Source organism: Idiomarina sp. 28-8 (assembly GCF_000320945.2).
Lineage (GTDB): Bacteria > Pseudomonadota > Gammaproteobacteria > Enterobacterales > Alteromonadaceae > Idiomarina > Idiomarina loihiensis.
Genome location: NZ_DF266795.1, coordinates 24,942 through 41,182, shown reverse-complemented (window position 1 = coordinate 41,182; position 16,241 = coordinate 24,942). Strand labels below are relative to the sequence as shown.

The following is a 16,241-nucleotide window of genomic DNA, read 5'->3' as shown; positions in this document are numbered from 1 at the left end:
TAAGAAATTTTTTATCTTACTGTTTTTGAATAATTTTAACCAAAAAGAACACAGGTTATACACAGCTAATTAAGAGTTAGCGAACAGTTTATAATAGTTAGCTGTCGTGGTCTTAGCCACCTCTTCTAACGTAATGCCTTTTACGTCAGCCACGCATTTTGCAACGTCGACAACATAGGCTGGCTGGTTCTCTTTACCACGATGAGGAACCGGCGCTAACCAGGGACTGTCGGTCTCAATTAAAAGTTTTTCCAGTGGCAATGCTTTGATTGTGTCACGCAGTTCCTGAGCGTTCCGGAACGAAGCAATACCGGAAATAGAAATAAAGAAATCGAGATCATCAATGGCTTTTTTTGCCATCTCAAGAGACTCGGTAAAACAATGCAAGACACCACCAGGCTTTTCAGCATGGCCATTTCTTAATAATGACAAGGTGTCCTGCTGAGCATCGCGCGTATGAATAATCAGTGGTTTGTTGACGTCGTTGGCTATTTCAATATGTTGCTCGAAATTCTCCTGCTGTAGTACTTTTGATTCAGGGTGATAAAAGTAATCGAGCCCGGTCTCTCCTACCGCAACAACGCTATTCAGTGCTGTTAGCTCACGCAATTTAGCACCTAACTCAGCTATTGGAGTCTTACTGTCTTTCACATACAGAGGATGCACACCACAAGAAATTGAAACATCATCGAATTCGGCCACAGCAGCCTGCATGGCTGGAAAGTCTTCGAGGGTAACGCATACACACAGCATGTATTCAACCTTATTCGCACGTGCCGCTGCAACAATTTCTTTTAAATCGGCACCCGCTTTTTCAGGGTTGATTTTATCCAAATGACAGTGTGAGTCGACGAACATAGATAGCTCCACTTAGCGTTGATTTGAGTGACAAAAGTCGTTAACCAGTTGGTGGAAGAGTTTACCATATTCGTTTGTATGATGGCGGCAAAGGTAACGAAGATGATGAATCAAGGCTTGCTGTGAAGGCAGAACAGCGACAGCCAACCAGTTCTTTAGTTCTCCAGCCTCAAAACGAAAAACCACGCTCACCTCTAAACATAGAGGTTTACCTTCTATGTCCGGCCATTGGAACTCTAATCTGGCTCTGTCATCTACCGCAATATCGGTTGTTTCGCTGTTGATCAGCAAAGTAAGGGACTGAAATTCGGGAACAACATGAGCAGCAAGCTCTGTTGCGGATTGTGGGCTTAATTTTAGCGTCAGCATGACAACTCCGTTTTACGGAGTCGCTACGCTGAAAGAGTATTTGACCAGCGACTCCAGGCAAAACTTAATAATAACGGCAAATTGATACCGGTTGAGCCCTGATATCGCTGACGTAGCTGTCGGCATTCGGATACCCATTCACTCAGTTGCGCGACATTGACCCACTCATAGTTGCTGATGTGTTGTAATTCGTCCGCCAATTGTTGATAACGCAAACGCGTAGCCGCAGCTCGTTGGCTAATCAACAACCAATCCATTAATAAGTTCTCGGAAACATCCAGCCAGCTTAATGCGCCATCTTTATCTTTTAACAGGGGGAATTCCTGCTGTCCCCGTAGTCCGGCCAGCAGCTGCCCGGCAAAAGTCAGCTGCTCGTCGCTTTGTACCGTTGTCGGGTAGGCAATGCTCAGCCACTGCATGCGGCTTCTTAAGGTGGGCAATAAGCGCTCTGCGTCTTTAGTTGAAACCAGCCAGTGTGTATCGGCCGGAGGTTCTTCCAGCACTTTCAGCAGTGCGTTGCCTGCCTGTTCTGTCATTTTTTCTGCTTCGAGTATGACCGCGACTTTTAATCCGTTCTGGTTCGCTGTCTGCGTTACGTTTTGTTGCAGTTCACGTACCGTATCAACACCTATTCGATTAACCTGGGCTCCGTCAATAGTCCAGGTGTCCGGATGATTACCAGATAGGTAAAGTAAACAAGATTTGCATTTCCCGCAGGCACTTTTTCCTGGTTGCTTACACAACAGAAATTGATTCAGGCGCTGAATAAACTTGGTCGAACCGCCGTCAATATTATGCTGTAAGTAATAAGCATGAGCCAGCCGCCCGGCTTCAGCACTTGTTACTAGTCTCAACCAGGGTTCTCGCAGCCACGGAAAAGCCATTAAAACAGATACTCCTCAATTGCTCTCAATATTGACTGATGTACATCCAGCATCGACTGGTTTGCATCAATAACAATAATGTTCGGATCTTTAGCTGCAATATTCAAATAGCGTTGCCGGGTTCGTTGAAAAAAGGCTAAATCTTCTTCTTCAATACGATCCAGCTCCCCTCGCTCACGCGCTCGCTCAAGACCTTTCTTTTCTTCAACATCAAGTAGTAGTGTTAAATCTGGGGTGAAATTCCCTAAAGTGATTTTCCGGATCTTTTGCAACAATTCATCACCGAGTTCGCGCCCTCCTCCCTGGTAGGCTCTGGAAGATAAATCATGGCGATCACCAATAACCCAACGGTTTTTGGATAACGCGGGTTTTATAATATTATCCACCAGCTGAACCCGGCTGGCATACATAAGTAAAAGCTCTGTCGTGGGGCTGACTTTTTCTTCCCACTTCTTTTTTACCAGATCCCGCAGCGATTCCGCTAACGGTGTACCGCCTGGTTCACGAACTGTTTCAACCTGAATTCCTTTCGCCTGAAGATGCGTGACAACACTTGCGATAGCCGAACTTTTACCGGCTCCTTCGAGTCCTTCAATAACAATAAACTTTCCTGACATAATCACTCTTGATTCAGTTGATATCGGCGTACAGCCTGTTGATGTTCTTCCAGTGTTTCCGAGAAAACATGGCCACCTGATTTATCCGCAACAAAATAATAGTACGGAGAACGTGCCGGATTTGCTGCTGCTTTAATTGAGGCTTTGCCGGGCATCGCAATTGGTGTTGGCGGTAATCCGTTAATTCGATAAGTATTGTATTCTGTTTTCTCGCGCAAATGAGTACGAGTCAGATTGCCGTCAAAATTTTCAATACCATAGATTGTCGTCGGATCAGACTGCAACCGCATGCCGACAGCTAAACGATTGGCAAATACGCTTGCAACCAGCGGACGTTCATCGGCCAAACCGGTTTCTTTCTCAATAATAGAAGCCAGTATCAGCAATTCGTAAGGTGAGTTTACAGGGCATCTATCTGAACGCTCTTGCCAGGCATTTTCCAGCACCTGCTGCATAGATTGGTACGCTTGCTTCAGAATAGCAATATCCGTTGTGTAAGCTCTGTAACTGTAGGTTTCAGGTAATAAAACACCTTCAATAGAGGTTTCTGTAACGCCCAGCTTTTGCCTGAGTTCCGCCGGATCCAATTCAGAAGACTCATCTTTTAGGTAAGGTAGCTGTTTTAGTTGAGCTCTCCACTGCTCGAGAGTCAATCCTTCAACCAGAGTCACAGTAAAGGTTTTTTCCCGCCCTTGAGTCAACATACTCCAGACATCAAACCAGCTTTGTTGTCCGTTAATTTCATAAAGGCCAGCTTGCAAATGGTCGACATCGTCAAAAACCTGACTCAGGCGATAAATTAATGCAGAGTTCCCCTTCTCAAAGTGCTCTGTTACTTGAATGGTTACGCTACGGGCAGTTGCTCCTCCTCTAAAATCTAACAATAGAGGCGTACTAGCGTCACTTTGTATTGGCTGAGATAAATACCAGCGCCCGGATACAAAGACAGCCACGACCGAAACCACAAAAGCTGCAACAAGCAGCGCTAAAATAAGACGTTTTTTCATAATATAAGCTGCTCTAATACCGCCGGCAATTTACTCTTATCCAATACTTTACCATTAAACTGAGTGACCGTAACAGCGCCTCTGACACTGTTGCTGAGGATAATCTGCTCAACGTCAGCTAACTCATTCAATGAAAAATGACCGATACGCAAAGGCGCAAGCATGTCTTCATCAATAATCAACTGGCGAATAATTCCTTGTACACCGGAAAAACTCAGATCGGGGGTGTACCATTGCCCTTGTTTGTACCAAAAAACATTTCCCTGTATGGCTTCGACAACATTACCTTCCGAGTCGCAGACCAGTAAATCGTCATATTCAGAAACGCTGCGCTCCTGAGTCAACAGAACCTGCTCCAGCCTATTTAATGTTTTTAAACCGGCCAGCTTAGGTTGTCTGGCTAAGTTCAATTCAGCAACACCAAGACTAACCGATTTAAGGTTACCCGGAGCATCACTTACCTGAATATATTCATTCGCCACTGCGCCGTCTGAAAAGCCATACCCTCGGCCACCATAACCTCTAGTGACAATAACCTTACACACACCGTTTTCAATGCCATCACAAGCGTTAAGGATACGCTGATGCAAAAAGTTAAAGTTTGGATGGTTTATAAATAAACGGGTATTAGCTTCAGACAGTCGGTTCAAATGTCGCTTTATATGCAAAGGCACACCTTGAACAACTCGTATGGTTGTAAAGTGCCCGTCACCGAACTGCAGCCCTCTGTCTATTTCAGAACAATGGAAAGGCGTATTATTAAGTAGTATTTTTCTTATTGTCATAACAAAAAAGGCGGAACCAATGGCTCCGCCTTTTATATCACGTTCTACGACAAATTAGTCGTTAGAATGATTATTTACGTAATCGATAGCTGATTGAACTGTTTTAATTTTTTCAGCTTCTTCGTCTGGAATTTCAGTTTCAAATTCTTCTTCCAAAGCCATTACCAGTTCAACTGTGTCTAAAGAATCAGCACCCAGGTCATTTTCAAATGACGCTTCAGGCTTAACTTCTTCTTCTTTAACACCTAATTGTTCAACAATGATTTTTTTAACGCGTTCTTCAATAGTACTCATGATTATAAAATCCCTCAATAGTCATCGCGAGAGTGAAAATTGGCTGTAGTGTAGTGAAACCAGCCTCATTAATAAAGTAAAAAATAGCATAAAGTTAAGAGGTCGTACCGCTAACCCCTTAAACCATCGCCATACCACCATTAACGTGAATGGTTTCACCAGTGATATAAGCTGCACCTTCTGATGCTAAAAATGCTACCGCAGCAGCAATTTCCTTTGGCTCGCCTAAACGTGCTGCCGGAATATTATCAAAAATAGCCTGTTTTTGCTCATCATTCAGAGCTTTTGTCATATCTGTATCAATAAAGCCAGGCGCAACACAGTTCACGGTAATGCCGCGCGCTGCAACTTCTTTAGCCATTGCCTTACTGAAACCAACCAGTCCGGCTTTCGCCGCACAATAGTTAACCTGCCCCGGGTTTCCTGTTGTGCCAACAACTGAACTGATATTAATAATACGGCCATTACGCCGCTTCATCATGCCGCGTACAACCGCCTTACAAACTTTAAATACGGCTGACAAGTTCGTGTTTAAGACAGCATCCCATTCGTCGTCTTTCATTCGCATCATCAGGTTATCGCGGGTAATGCCGGCGTTATTCACCAGAATATCAATAGAACCGTACTCTGATTCAATCTCTTTAATAACCTGCTGCAGACTATCAGAATCGGTTACATCCAACGCCAGGCCCTTGCCTTTTGAACCAAGATATTCGGAGATTGCAGCTGCACCTTTATCAGAGGTCGCTGTACCAATGACTTTCGCTCCCTGACTAGCAAGCAGTTCAGCTATTGCTTTTCCTATTCCCCGGCTTGCGCCTGTAACTAATGCGACTTTATTTTCAAAGTTTTGCACGTAAATAACCTTTTTATTAAAGTGAGTTCAAAGAGTCTAGCGTATTCAACGCACTACAACCAAAAGCCTTAGTAATACGCTTGTTTAATCCAGTCAGTACTTTTCCCGGACCAACTTCATAGGCTGTTTCGACATCCAATTTCGCAATCTGTTCAATCGTTTCAGTCCAGCGGACAGGGCGATAGAGCTGACGCACCAAGGCATCTTTAATGGCATCTTCGCTATCGGCTATTGCAACGTCCACATTATTAATGACCGGGGTGTGTGGCTGTTTCAACTTTATCGACTTTAACGCGTCGGCCAATTGACTGGCTGCTGGCTGCATCAAAGCACAGTGTGACGGCACGCTAACAGGTAATGGCAAAACCCGTTTAGCCCCGGCTTCCTTTAAAGCTTCTGCAGCGCGAGCTACGGCGTCTGCATGTCCTGCTATAACCACCTGCCCCGGCGAATTATAATTAACCGGAGTTACTATTTGTTCTCCTGCCTGCTCTAAACAAATTTTTTCAATTTCGGCATCTTCCAGGCCAATAACCGCGGCCATAGCGCCTTCACCTTCGGCTACGGCTTGCTGCATAAACTCGCCGCGCAGGGCTACAAGTTTAACCGCGTCAGTAAATTCTAATGCTCCGGCACATACTAGCGCTGAATACTCACCCAGACTATGCCCGGCCATAACGGTAACGTCGGCCAACCCTTTCTCTTTAGCTACACGGTATAGTGCAACGCTGGCAGTTAATAACGCAGGCTGTGTCCGTTGCGTTTCATTCAACTGCTGCTCAGGTCCCTGTTGTACCAACTGCCAAAGGTCATAACCCAAAACACTGCTGGCCTCTGCGAATGTTTCTTTCACTAATGCGAAATCATTCGACAAGTCACTTAACATACCAACGCTTTGAGAGCCTTGCCCCGGAAATAACAATGCCGTTTTAGTCATAATCATCCTCTTAGTATTGAACGAGCGCTGAACCCCACGCAAAGCCGCCGCCAAAAGCCTCTAACAAGAGCTTCTGACCACGCTTAATGCGTCCGTCCTTAACCGCCCAATCAAGTGCAATTGGTACCGATGCCGCAGAAGTATTCCCTGTTGAGTCCAGAGTAATTACCACGCGCTCCATCGGCATTTGTAACTTTTTCGCTGTTGCATTAATAATGCGTAAGTTTGCCTGATGCGGAATCAGCCAATCCAGATCATGCGCCTGTAATTGATTTTCCGCTAAAGTTTCGGTTACCAGGCTACTGAGTTTTGAAACCGCAACTTTAAAGACTTCGTTACCCTTCATGTACATCCAGGCGTTTTCTGTGCCGCGGTCGGCCCCTCTGGAGGCTTGTTTGGCTCCTAACAAGTGGCTGTATTCGCCTGCACTAAATAGATGAGTGGAGATAATTCCGGGAGTATCACTTTGCTCCAGGACAACCGCTCCTCCACCATCACCAAAAAGCACCACGGTGTTACGATCATCAGGGTCACATAAGCGCGCCAGTACATCAGTGCCGATGACCAGGATACGTCGGTGCTGCCCACTTTTAATAAACTGATCAGCGACAGAAAGCGCATAAATAAAACCAGAGCATGCCGCTCCGACGTCGAAAGCTGGAATAGATGTGACGCCCAGCATTCGTTGAATTTCACAGGCCGCACTAGGAAAAGCGTGCTCGGCCGATGTGGTCGCCACCACAATCATATCGATATCGCGGGGGCTTAAACCGGCGGCAGCCAGTGCTTCTTTTGCCGCTTCATAACCTACAGTCGCTGCGGTTTCATTAGGTGCCGCAATGCGCCGTTCTTTAATACCGGTTCTTTCTGTTATCCATTCGTCAGACGTGTCAACCCGCTGGGAGAGTTCTTCATTAGTAAGCCGTTGCTCGGGCAGATAGTGCCCGGTACCAACAATTTTTGCATAAGTCATAGCGCTACTTAACTGATTACAGCTGTTCTGATAAGACTGCTTCGACACGATGTTTAATTCGCTCAGGAAGCTGTTCATGCGCTTCTGCGACGGCTTGTTGAATTGCACTATAAAAAGCGCCGGCGCTAGCGCTACCGTGACTTTTTATCACGACATGGCGCAATCCTATCAGACTCGCACCATTGTAGTGGTCGGGCTTCAGCCTATCCCAGGACTTGTGCGTCCGTTTTTGTAAAAAACGAAAGAAAAAACGATAAAGCCAGTGCGAGTTTAGTGTGTCCCGCATTTGATCGATAATGAATGTTGCCAGACCTTCGCAGCTTTTAAGTGCAACATTACCGACAAAACCATCACAAACCACAACATCAGCTCTGCCACTAAATAAATGATTACCTTCAATAAAACCAATGTAGTTTAGCTGCTCACATTGAGCGAGTCTGGCCGCTGCATTGCGCACAACATCATTACCTTTGATGTCTTCTTCACCCATATTTAACAGGCTAATTTTAGGAGCTGGTACACCCGATAAATATTCAGCGGCCACAGCACCCATAACACCAAACTGAAACAAGGTTTCTGAATCACAGCTGGCATTAGCACCTAAATCAAGCAAATAAGATTTTCCGCCGGTTTGATTCGGCAAAGCCGTCATCAACGCCGGGCGCAACACGCCAGGAAGCGTTTTAAGTGTAAAGTAAGCATTAGTCATCAACGCGCCAGTATTGCCACCGCTTACCATTGCCTGACAATTACCGTCGGTTAGGGTTTGCAGCGCAACGCGCATGGAGGACTCAGGTTTACTACGCAGAGACTGGCCCGGTTTATCATCCATTTCGATAACTTGTTCTGCATGAACAAGATTTATGGAAGGATGCGAGCTTAAATTGAATTTATCGAGTAACGGGGTGAGTTGTTGCTCATGCCCGACAACGGTGAATTTAACATCGGGATACCGATGAACCGCTTTTTCCAGGGCTTCTATAACAATAGAGGGGCCATTATCGCCCCCCATTGCATCAATCGCTATGTTCAGTTCAGGCATGGCCTGTCTTACTTGTTAACGACCTTACGACCCTTATAATAACCGTCGGCTGTTACGTGGTGACGACGATGCGTCTCACCCGTAGTTGAGTCAACCGACAGTGTTGGGCCGTCTATTGCATCGTGTGAACGACGCATGTCGCGTCTTGAACGACTTTTCTTACTTTTTTGAACAGCCATTTACGCTATCTCCTGATTATTTACGCTTCAATTCTTGCAATACGGCAAACGGGTTCTCAGACTCTTCAGCAGCTGATTCGTCAATTTCGCCCCACGTCATCGCATCACGATCCACCTGACATGCCTTAGCGTCGTGCTTAGGAACTATTGGCATAGCCAGAATTAATTCGTCTTCAACAAGCCCATGCAGGTTAACTTCTCCAAAGTCGTTTACCTCAATAGCTTCGTAGCTATCGGGAAAGTCATCTGCCACCTGTCGCTTAGTGACAGGAGCATACGCAAATTGCGCGAGAATATCAACATCCAGGGGCGTATTACAGCGTTCACAAAGTACCTTTACAGCAACTTTTGCTTTCCCTGTAAAATAACTAATGCCCTGCTCATCAATTCCAAACTCAACACTGGCCTCAGGATCGGGGCAAGGTTCTACCAAACTTTCCTGAAGTCTTGTTAATGTTTTTCCAGGCACAACCCCATCATATGCCACTTTCTTGTTGGCACTTTTGACTGGGTCTACTGTTACGGGAATACGAACTTTTTGCATAGCGCGCGAATGTTAACGAAGTTCCGCTTTACTGACAAGGGAAATCTGTCGTTAATCCTTATTTAGAGGGTTAATTCCGTGAGTTCTCAACATATCCAGTAAAGCGATAGCTGGTAACCCGATGAGTGTATTGGGGTCGTTGCCTTTTAAACCACTGAACAAACTGATTCCCAGCCCTTCGCTTTTGAAGCTGCCGGCACAATCAAAGGGGTTTTCAAGTTCAACGTAACGTTCTATTTCTTCGGCAGTCAATTGACGAAACTCAACTTCAAACGGCTCTACTCTTACTTCGCATTGTTGAGCCTCTGTATTAAAAACAGCCAGCCCAGTATAAAAGGTTACTGTTTTACCAATAAAGCTGGACAATTGTCGCACCGCATTTTCATGGTTGCCGGGTTTACCTAAAATATTGCCATCACAAACAGCAACCTGGTCGGAACCAATAATAATAGCGTTATCGTAAGTCATTCTCTTCTCAACTGCCCGGGCTTTTGCTTCTGCTAAACGCCCCACTAACTGTTGTGGGCTTTCTGAGCTAATCGCACTCTCATCTATGTCCGGCTTCACAACATCGTAGTTCAAATGCAGTCTATCTAAAATTTCGCGACGGTACTTAGAACCTGATCCCAGAATTAATGGCAACGTCATAATGTCTCCCTGACAAGTTTATTGCTGAGCTCTGAAAGCGAATCGACCACTATTGTAGCACCGGCTTCGCGCAAACGTTCAGCGTCATGCACGCCAAAGCTTACACCAATTGCCTGTACACCAGCGGCAACCGCCATTTTCATATCGTGAACAGAGTCTCCAACCATTAGGGTGTGTTCAGGCTGAGTTTTAAGTTCATTCATAATTTCATAAAGCATCTGGGGGTCAGGCTTACCTTTAGTTTCACTGGCGCACCGCGAAGTATCAAAGTAATGTTCGGTTTCACTTTCCGCCCAGACTCGTTGCAATCCACGCCGAGCCTTGCCCGTCGCAACGGCCAAACGATAACCGGCACTGGATAACTGAGAAAGCATCGCTTTTGCATCGTGAAATAATGGCGACGGCGTTGTATTCAAGTCGACATATTCATCACGATACTGAGTCAAAAAATTATTCAGTTGTGCCGCGTTAAGCACGCCGAACAGTTTCTCTATTGCAGGTTCAAGGCTTAAACCAATAATATCTCTGACTGAAACCTCGGTCGGAACGGGTAACCCCGTATGCTGCGCTGTATTTTGCATAGATGACACAATTCGGCCAATGGAGTCCATTAAAGTGCCGTCCCAGTCAAACACCACAAGTCGCTTATCGTACATCATTATAAGCTGTCCTTATTATTGTGCCGTCAGCTGCTTTAACGTTTGCTGTAAGTTGTCATCCAGAGGGGCTTCAAAAGCCACTTCTTTTCCTGTAACAGGATGCAGAAAACGCAGCTGCCAGGCGTGCAAAAACAGTCGGTTTAACCCAAGCCTAGACATAGTGTTATCGAAATCTGTATCACCGTACTTAGGATCTTTCGCTATAGGATGACCGGCGTGTAACGCGTGAACACGAATTTGATGGGTGCGGCCGGTAACTGGCGACGCTTCAACTAATGTCCCTTCCTTATACCTTTGCTGAATTCTGAAACGCGTCAAAGAGGCTTTGCCTTCTGCATCAACGCGTACAATTCTCTCGCCAGATTTTAAGGTGTTCTTTTTTAACGGCGCCTCAACACTGCGAACCCGTTTTTGCCATTGACCGCGAACCAACGCCAGATATTGCTTATTCATTTCTTTGTTACGCAACTGTTCATGCAAACTTCTCAGCACTGAACGTTTTTTAGCAACCAGCAACAAGCCACTGGTGTCGCGGTCTATTCGGTGAACCAGCTCTAAGCTTTTCTCTTTTGGCCGCAGCGCTCTTAAGCCTTCAATAAGACCGAACTGCAACCCGGAGCCGCCATGTACGGCGACTCCTGATGGTTTATTAATTAACATCAAAGCGTCATCTTCATAGAGGATCGCGTGCTCCAGAGCTGCAACCTGCTCTAAATTAGCAGACGGAAGGTCAGGCCTTTCACTCACTTTTACCGGAGGAATGCGAATGAGGTCTCCTTCCTTTAACTTATAGTCCGGTTTTATCCGCTTTTTATTCGCTCGCACTTCACCTTTACGAACAATTCGGTACACCAAAGACTTAGGTACACCGCGTAATTGCGCAATGAGAAAGTTATCTATTCGCTGCCCTGACTCTTCTGCAGAGACAGTATGCCAGCGTACTTCTTGTTGAATTGTTTTCATGCCGCTATTTTACCATCATCTACAAGATTCAACAGCGAAATTGTTGCTTGTATTTTCAGTGGTTTTCATGGAATAATTAAGTGTCAAAGCCCATCGAAGATGGCAGACGAAGAATATATTTCGCGCAATCGAAATAACAGAGCGACGCATTATCCACATCAGCGTACGGTTTTAAAGTCTAATGAAGTGACTAGCCGAGATGTTGATGGCACGGAGAAGAACACAGCACATTGAATACGCTTTGTTTCATAATCGATTGCAGACGTAAAATTTAGCGACAATATGACACCGAACAGTTGGTGTTATCGGCACAGTCAAACTCATTTTAGTTACACGTTGTAGATGACGGGTAACGCAGGTCCCAAAGGGCTTGCAGCGACAGACGAATTCGATAATTGCACGATCGCCATTGGGGCGTGTCATATTGTGGCCCAAAGAATTGAGTCACAGTAATGAAAAGAATGCTAATTAATGCCACGCAATTAGAAGAGTTGCGTGTTGCGCTGGTTGACGGTCAGCGCCTTTACGATTTAGATATTGAAAGCCCTGGTCACGAACAGAAAAAAGCAAACATATATAAAGGCAAAATCACACGCATAGAGCCAAGTCTCGAAGCTGCCTTTGTCGATTATGGCGCAGAACGCCACGGCTTCCTTCCTCTTAAAGAAATAGCTAAAACCTATTTTCCACAAGGTTATACCTTCCAGGGTCGCCCCAACATCAAAGATGTGGTTAAAGAAGGCCAGGAAGTTATTGTTCAAATAGACAAAGAAGAGCGAGGCCAAAAAGGCGCCGCCTTAACTACCTTTGTTTCCCTGGCTGGCAGCTATTTGGTGCTCATGCCGAACAACCCCCGAGCCGGTGGTATATCTCGCCGTATTGAGGGCGATGAACGTTCAGCACTAAAAGAAGCGCTATCTGACCTCAATGTTCCTAAAGAAATGGGACTGATCGTCCGTACCGCCGGTGTAGGCAAGTCAAAAGAAGAGCTTGAGTGGGACTTGAATGTTCTGCTTAATCATTGGGAAGCCATTAGCAAAGCTGCTGACGAGCGCCCTGCTCCTTTCCTTATTCATCAGGAAAGCAACGTTATTTTCCGCGCCTTACGCGATTACCTGCGCCGAGACATCGGTGAAGTTCTCATCGATAGCCCGAAAGTTTACGAGCAAGTCCGTAGTCATATACAGCTTATTCGTCCGGATTTTTTACAACGCGTAAAACAATACGAAGGCGATGTTCCGCTTTTCAGTCACTACCAGATTGAAAGCCAAATTGAATCTGCATTCCAGCGCGAAGTCCGCCTTCCGTCAGGTGGTTCAATTGTTATCGACCCAACCGAAGCACTGACATCCATCGATATTAACTCGTCACGTGCAACTAAAGGTGGCGATATCGAAGAAACGGCATTGCAGACCAACCTTGAAGCAGCCGAAGAAATAGCACGTCAGTTGCGTTTACGCGACGTTGGCGGCTTAGTGGTTATCGACTTTATTGATATGACCCCTGCCCGCCATCAACGTGATGTTGAAAATCGTTTACGCGATAGCTTATCTCAGGACAGAGCGCGTATTCAGGTAGCCCGCATTTCGCGCTTTGGCTTGATGGAAATGTCTCGTCAGCGTTTACGTCCTTCGCTGGGCGAATCAGCAAACAATGTTTGCCCTCGTTGTAATGGTCAGGGAACTATACGTTCGAGCGATTCTTTAGCTCTGTCGATCTTGCGCTTGATTGAAGAAGAAGCCATAAAAGACAACACCATTCAGGTGCATGCTCAGGTTCCGGTCGATGTCGCAACTTATTTGCTCAATGAAAAGCGTCAATCCGTAAATCATATTGAAAAGCGTCATAACGTGAAAATCGTTATTATCCCGAATCACCATATGGAAACACCTCACTTTGAAGTGTTACGTATTCGTGATGACGAAGTTCCGGAATCGGCCAGTTTTGAGTTGGTGCAAAAACCGGAGCAAACTGAATCTACGGTTTCTATTACTTTGACTCAGGATAAAGCTAAATTTGAAGAGCCTGCATTAAAAGGCCTTCAGGCACCGAGTGCAGCTCCTACGCCAGCACCGGCTCCTAAAGTTGAAGAGAAAAAAGCAGCTCAACCATCCTTGTTGAGTCGTTTAGCGACCTGGTTCTCTGGCTTATTTGGTTCAGATGAAGCACAGAAACAGGCTGAAGCTGAGAAAGAAAAAGAACGCAATGCTCAGAACCAGCGGAATCAGCAACGTCGTGGCCGTAATCGCCGCTCAGGAAACCGCCAGCAGCGAGGCCGCAACCAGTCAGCGGGTAAGGACAAGGAAGCCAGTAAAGAAAACACCTCTGCAGCTACAGAAGATAAATCAACGGAATCTCGCGATGACGCAGGTAACCGTAATAGTCGCAACCGTAACGATCGCAGACGTCGTGGCCGCAGCAATAAAAATCAGCAACAGCCAAAACCAGAAGCGGCTAAGAACGAGCAAGTTGATAGCCCGGCTGAAGCAGAAAAGCCAAAAGAGGCTAAAGCTGTTCAGGATAAACCTCGTCGTCAACGTAAGCCGATTGAAAAATCCGTTCGCGTTTCATCGACTGGCGATTCAGTAGAAACTAAAGAACCAACGCAGCCAGCTCAAAAGTCTGCTGATGCGTCGACTGATGGTGCAGATACTCAAAAGCCAGCCCAGGCTAAAGAGAAACCTGCAAAGCAATCTGGTTCTGACAAGAGCGAGAATAAAGCAATTTCTGATAAGGTGCTGGATCCGCGTATGCAAGCAGCTGCTGAGTTGGTACAAAATCAGACTCAATCTGCGACTCCGGCAGAACAGAGCGAAGAGAAGAGCGTAGAGAAGAGTGTTGATGAGAGTACCGAAGAGAAAGCGCCTCAAGCGGACACTCAAGCAACTCAACAAACTGAAACCAGTACAGACGAAACATTACAAAAGCCGGACACAGCGGAACCTGAAGCTGAGCCTGAAGTGGCATCTGATGACAAAGTAGAAGCATCAGTTGAGCAAGCCAGTGAAGCCGTGCCAGAACCAGCTAAAGAAGAGCAAAGTAATAGCTCTGAAACCGCTGAAGAGCCTGCAAAGCCAACTGAGACAGAAGACACTGTTGAAGAAAAGCCAGAGCCTAAGGCTGAAGAGAAGAAAAGCAGAGATCGCTCTCGCCGCTCTCCTCGTCATCAACGGGCTGCGGGGCAAAAACGCAAGCAAATGAAAACTGAAGCGGTTATACCTAACCGTTCATTAAGTGGTTCATCATTTTCTGCAATGACAAAGGCAACAGCTGAAGAACGCAAAGAAGCCTTTAAGGCTCTGCCTGTAGCTTCATCAGATAATCGCCCTCAGTTTGTTAAAGACAGTCGTATCGCCAGTATTTCTCAGGCGCGTTCGACTTCTTATGCCGAAATGGCAAAGTGTGACTAAATTGAGCTAAACGAAAGTTTAGTAAGGAAATAGGAAGGCCTGTAGCAACAAACTACCGGCCTTTTTTTATCTCTGGAGTTTACTTGCCGTCACGGCTTAATAGTAATAAAGGCTCGGTTTTTCTCTAAGGTTTTAGCACCAATACCTTTTACATCAAGTAACTGCTCTACTTCGGTAAAACCACCCAGTTGCTCTCTTAACTCGATGATCTGCTCAGCCCGTTTCTCACCGACACCAACCAGAACAGCCGATATCTCTTGTGCTGAACCCGTATTGATATTGACGGTTTTAACCTCTTCAGCCTGTGCTACTGGAGATAAGTTTGGTAAGGCGGATAATGGAGTGGCTTGCGCCCCTGCTGCTAAAAACAGCGATGAGGCAACAAGTATGGAAATTAATTTTAGCTTCATAGTGTCATTCCCTATTGAAAAATCACTGCGTCACTGCAGTAAAGACACTATAGCCGAAGTTTTTAGCCCTATTAGAAGATTACGACATTGCGAAGGCGTAAGTGAGTTATTCTCCTATAGAGGTTAATATCTCCGCAACGCTGGCGGTTGGGTCAGTTGCCTGCGTAATGGGTCGCCCAATAACCATGTAATCGACTCCAGCCTCTATTGCGGCTTCTGGTGTCATAACCCGCTTTTGGTCACCAGTGGCACTGTTGGCAGGTCGGATACCCGGCGTTACAAGCTTAAATGACGTACCCAAATCACGTTTCAGCATACGAGCTTCCTGAGCAGAACAAACCACGCCGTTCAAGCCAGCCTGCTGCGCTAGTTTTGCCAGTTTAAGTACTTGCTGTTCCGCAGTTGCCTGAATTCCTATTTCGTTTAGGTCAGAATCACTCATGCTGGTGAGTACAGTCACGGCTATTAATAAAGGTGGTTTATCAAATTGCTTTAATGCATCCCTTGCCGCGCTCATCATTTCGGTACCGCCGCTGGCGTGCACGTTCACTATATCAACACCCATTTTAGCTGCTGAGGTTACCGCCTTAGCCACTGTATTTGGAATATCATGAAACTTTAAGTCTAAAAATACTGAAAAACCTTGCTCAACCTGCTTTTTCACCCAGTCGGGTCCAATAGCAGTAAACAATTCCTTACCCACTTTAAGACCAACTTTTCCAGCTGGTAATTGACTCACTAAATTGTCAGCGGCTTCCTGTGTCTGGCAATCTAATGCAACATAAATTTTCGGTAACGCCATGTTG

Annotated in this window: 19 protein-coding genes; 1 reads left to right on the top strand and 18 read right to left on the bottom strand. The window is 45.8% G+C overall.

Features of this window, described 5'->3' with window-relative positions; all coding sequences use genetic code 11:
• Positions 1–69: 69 nt before the first annotated feature.
• The 16 genes from RJ32_RS14220 to rluC all read right to left on the bottom strand — a co-directional run bounded on the left by RJ32_RS14220 (position 70) and on the right by rluC (position 11,615).
• A complete protein-coding gene (locus RJ32_RS14220) occupies positions 70–858 on the bottom strand; it encodes a TatD family hydrolase (RefSeq protein WP_034823129.1) in 789 nt (262 codons plus the stop codon).
• A gap of 12 nt (positions 859–870) precedes the next feature.
• Positions 871–1,227 (bottom strand): hypothetical protein, encoded by a 357-nt coding sequence (locus RJ32_RS14215; RefSeq protein WP_034823128.1) that lies wholly within the window; start codon positions 1,225–1,227, stop codon positions 871–873.
• Positions 1,228–1,250: 23 nt separating this feature from the next.
• Positions 1,251–2,111, bottom strand: coding sequence for a DNA polymerase III subunit delta' (locus RJ32_RS14210; protein ID WP_034823126.1), 861 nt, complete (start codon positions 2,109–2,111; stop codon positions 1,251–1,253).
• A complete protein-coding gene (gene tmk / locus RJ32_RS14205) occupies positions 2,111–2,728 on the bottom strand; it encodes a dTMP kinase (protein ID WP_034823124.1) in 618 nt (205 codons plus the stop codon). The genes RJ32_RS14210 and tmk overlap by 1 nt, the downstream gene beginning before the upstream one ends.
• A 2-nt stretch (positions 2,729–2,730) precedes the next feature.
• Positions 2,731–3,735 (bottom strand): endolytic transglycosylase MltG, encoded by a 1,005-nt coding sequence (gene mltG, locus RJ32_RS14200; RefSeq protein WP_034823123.1) that lies wholly within the window; start codon positions 3,733–3,735, stop codon positions 2,731–2,733.
• On the bottom strand, positions 3,732–4,520 hold the full coding sequence (gene pabC / locus RJ32_RS14195; RefSeq protein ID WP_082815474.1) for an aminodeoxychorismate lyase: 789 nt from the start codon (positions 4,518–4,520) through the stop codon (positions 3,732–3,734). The genes mltG and pabC overlap by 4 nt, the downstream gene beginning before the upstream one ends.
• Before the next feature lie 54 nt (positions 4,521–4,574).
• The gene (acpP, locus tag RJ32_RS14190) at positions 4,575–4,814 is read right to left on the bottom strand and encodes an acyl carrier protein (RefSeq protein WP_011234585.1); all 240 of its coding nucleotides are present in this window, start codon (positions 4,812–4,814) and stop codon (positions 4,575–4,577) included.
• Positions 4,815–4,932: 118 nt separating this feature from the next.
• On the bottom strand, positions 4,933–5,670 hold the full coding sequence (gene fabG / locus RJ32_RS14185) for a 3-oxoacyl-ACP reductase FabG (RefSeq protein WP_011234586.1): 738 nt from the start codon (positions 5,668–5,670) through the stop codon (positions 4,933–4,935).
• Positions 5,671–5,686: 16 nt separating this feature from the next.
• Complete coding sequence (gene fabD / locus RJ32_RS14180) at positions 5,687–6,607, bottom strand: ACP S-malonyltransferase (protein WP_034823121.1); 921 nt, start codon at positions 6,605–6,607, stop codon at positions 5,687–5,689.
• A gap of 10 nt (positions 6,608–6,617) precedes the next feature.
• Positions 6,618–7,580 (bottom strand): beta-ketoacyl-ACP synthase III, encoded by a 963-nt coding sequence (locus tag RJ32_RS14175; RefSeq protein WP_034823120.1) that lies wholly within the window; start codon positions 7,578–7,580, stop codon positions 6,618–6,620.
• Between the two features lie 16 nt (positions 7,581–7,596).
• Positions 7,597–8,622 (bottom strand): phosphate acyltransferase PlsX, encoded by a 1,026-nt coding sequence (gene plsX / locus RJ32_RS14170; RefSeq protein WP_034823119.1) that lies wholly within the window; start codon positions 8,620–8,622, stop codon positions 7,597–7,599.
• A gap of 8 nt (positions 8,623–8,630) precedes the next feature.
• A complete protein-coding gene (gene rpmF, locus RJ32_RS14165) occupies positions 8,631–8,801 on the bottom strand; it encodes a 50S ribosomal protein L32 (RefSeq protein ID WP_011234590.1) in 171 nt (56 codons plus the stop codon).
• Between the two features lie 16 nt (positions 8,802–8,817).
• Positions 8,818–9,345: a 23S rRNA accumulation protein YceD gene (gene yceD / locus RJ32_RS14160; protein WP_011234591.1), complete on the bottom strand. Its 528-nt coding sequence runs from the start codon at positions 9,343–9,345 to the stop codon at positions 8,818–8,820.
• A gap of 51 nt (positions 9,346–9,396) precedes the next feature.
• Positions 9,397–9,993, bottom strand: a complete 597-nt coding sequence (locus tag RJ32_RS14155; protein ID WP_034823118.1) for a nucleoside triphosphate pyrophosphatase — start codon at positions 9,991–9,993, stop codon at positions 9,397–9,399.
• Entirely contained in the window at positions 9,990–10,652 is a 663-nt protein-coding gene (locus RJ32_RS14150) for an HAD-IA family hydrolase (protein WP_034823116.1), read from the bottom strand. Before RJ32_RS14150 ends, RJ32_RS14155 begins: the two co-directional genes overlap by 4 nt.
• 15 nt (positions 10,653–10,667) lie before the next feature.
• A complete protein-coding gene (gene rluC / locus RJ32_RS14145; protein ID WP_034823114.1) occupies positions 10,668–11,615 on the bottom strand; it encodes a 23S rRNA pseudouridine(955/2504/2580) synthase RluC in 948 nt (315 codons plus the stop codon).
• 452 nt (positions 11,616–12,067) lie between these two features.
• On the opposite strand from rluC, the gene rne reads away from it, so the two are divergent.
• Entirely contained in the window at positions 12,068–15,025 is a 2,958-nt protein-coding gene (gene rne, locus RJ32_RS14140; protein WP_034823112.1) for a ribonuclease E, read from the top strand.
• 89 nt (positions 15,026–15,114) lie between these two features.
• On the opposite strand, the gene RJ32_RS14135 is transcribed toward rne, so the two are convergent.
• Entirely contained in the window at positions 15,115–15,435 is a 321-nt protein-coding gene (locus RJ32_RS14135) for a ComEA family DNA-binding protein (protein ID WP_034823110.1), read from the bottom strand.
• A 106-nt stretch (positions 15,436–15,541) separates the two neighbouring features.
• A complete protein-coding gene (gene pyrF, locus RJ32_RS14130; RefSeq protein WP_034823158.1) occupies positions 15,542–16,237 on the bottom strand; it encodes an orotidine-5'-phosphate decarboxylase in 696 nt (231 codons plus the stop codon).
• Between the last annotated feature and the right edge of the window lie 4 nt (positions 16,238–16,241).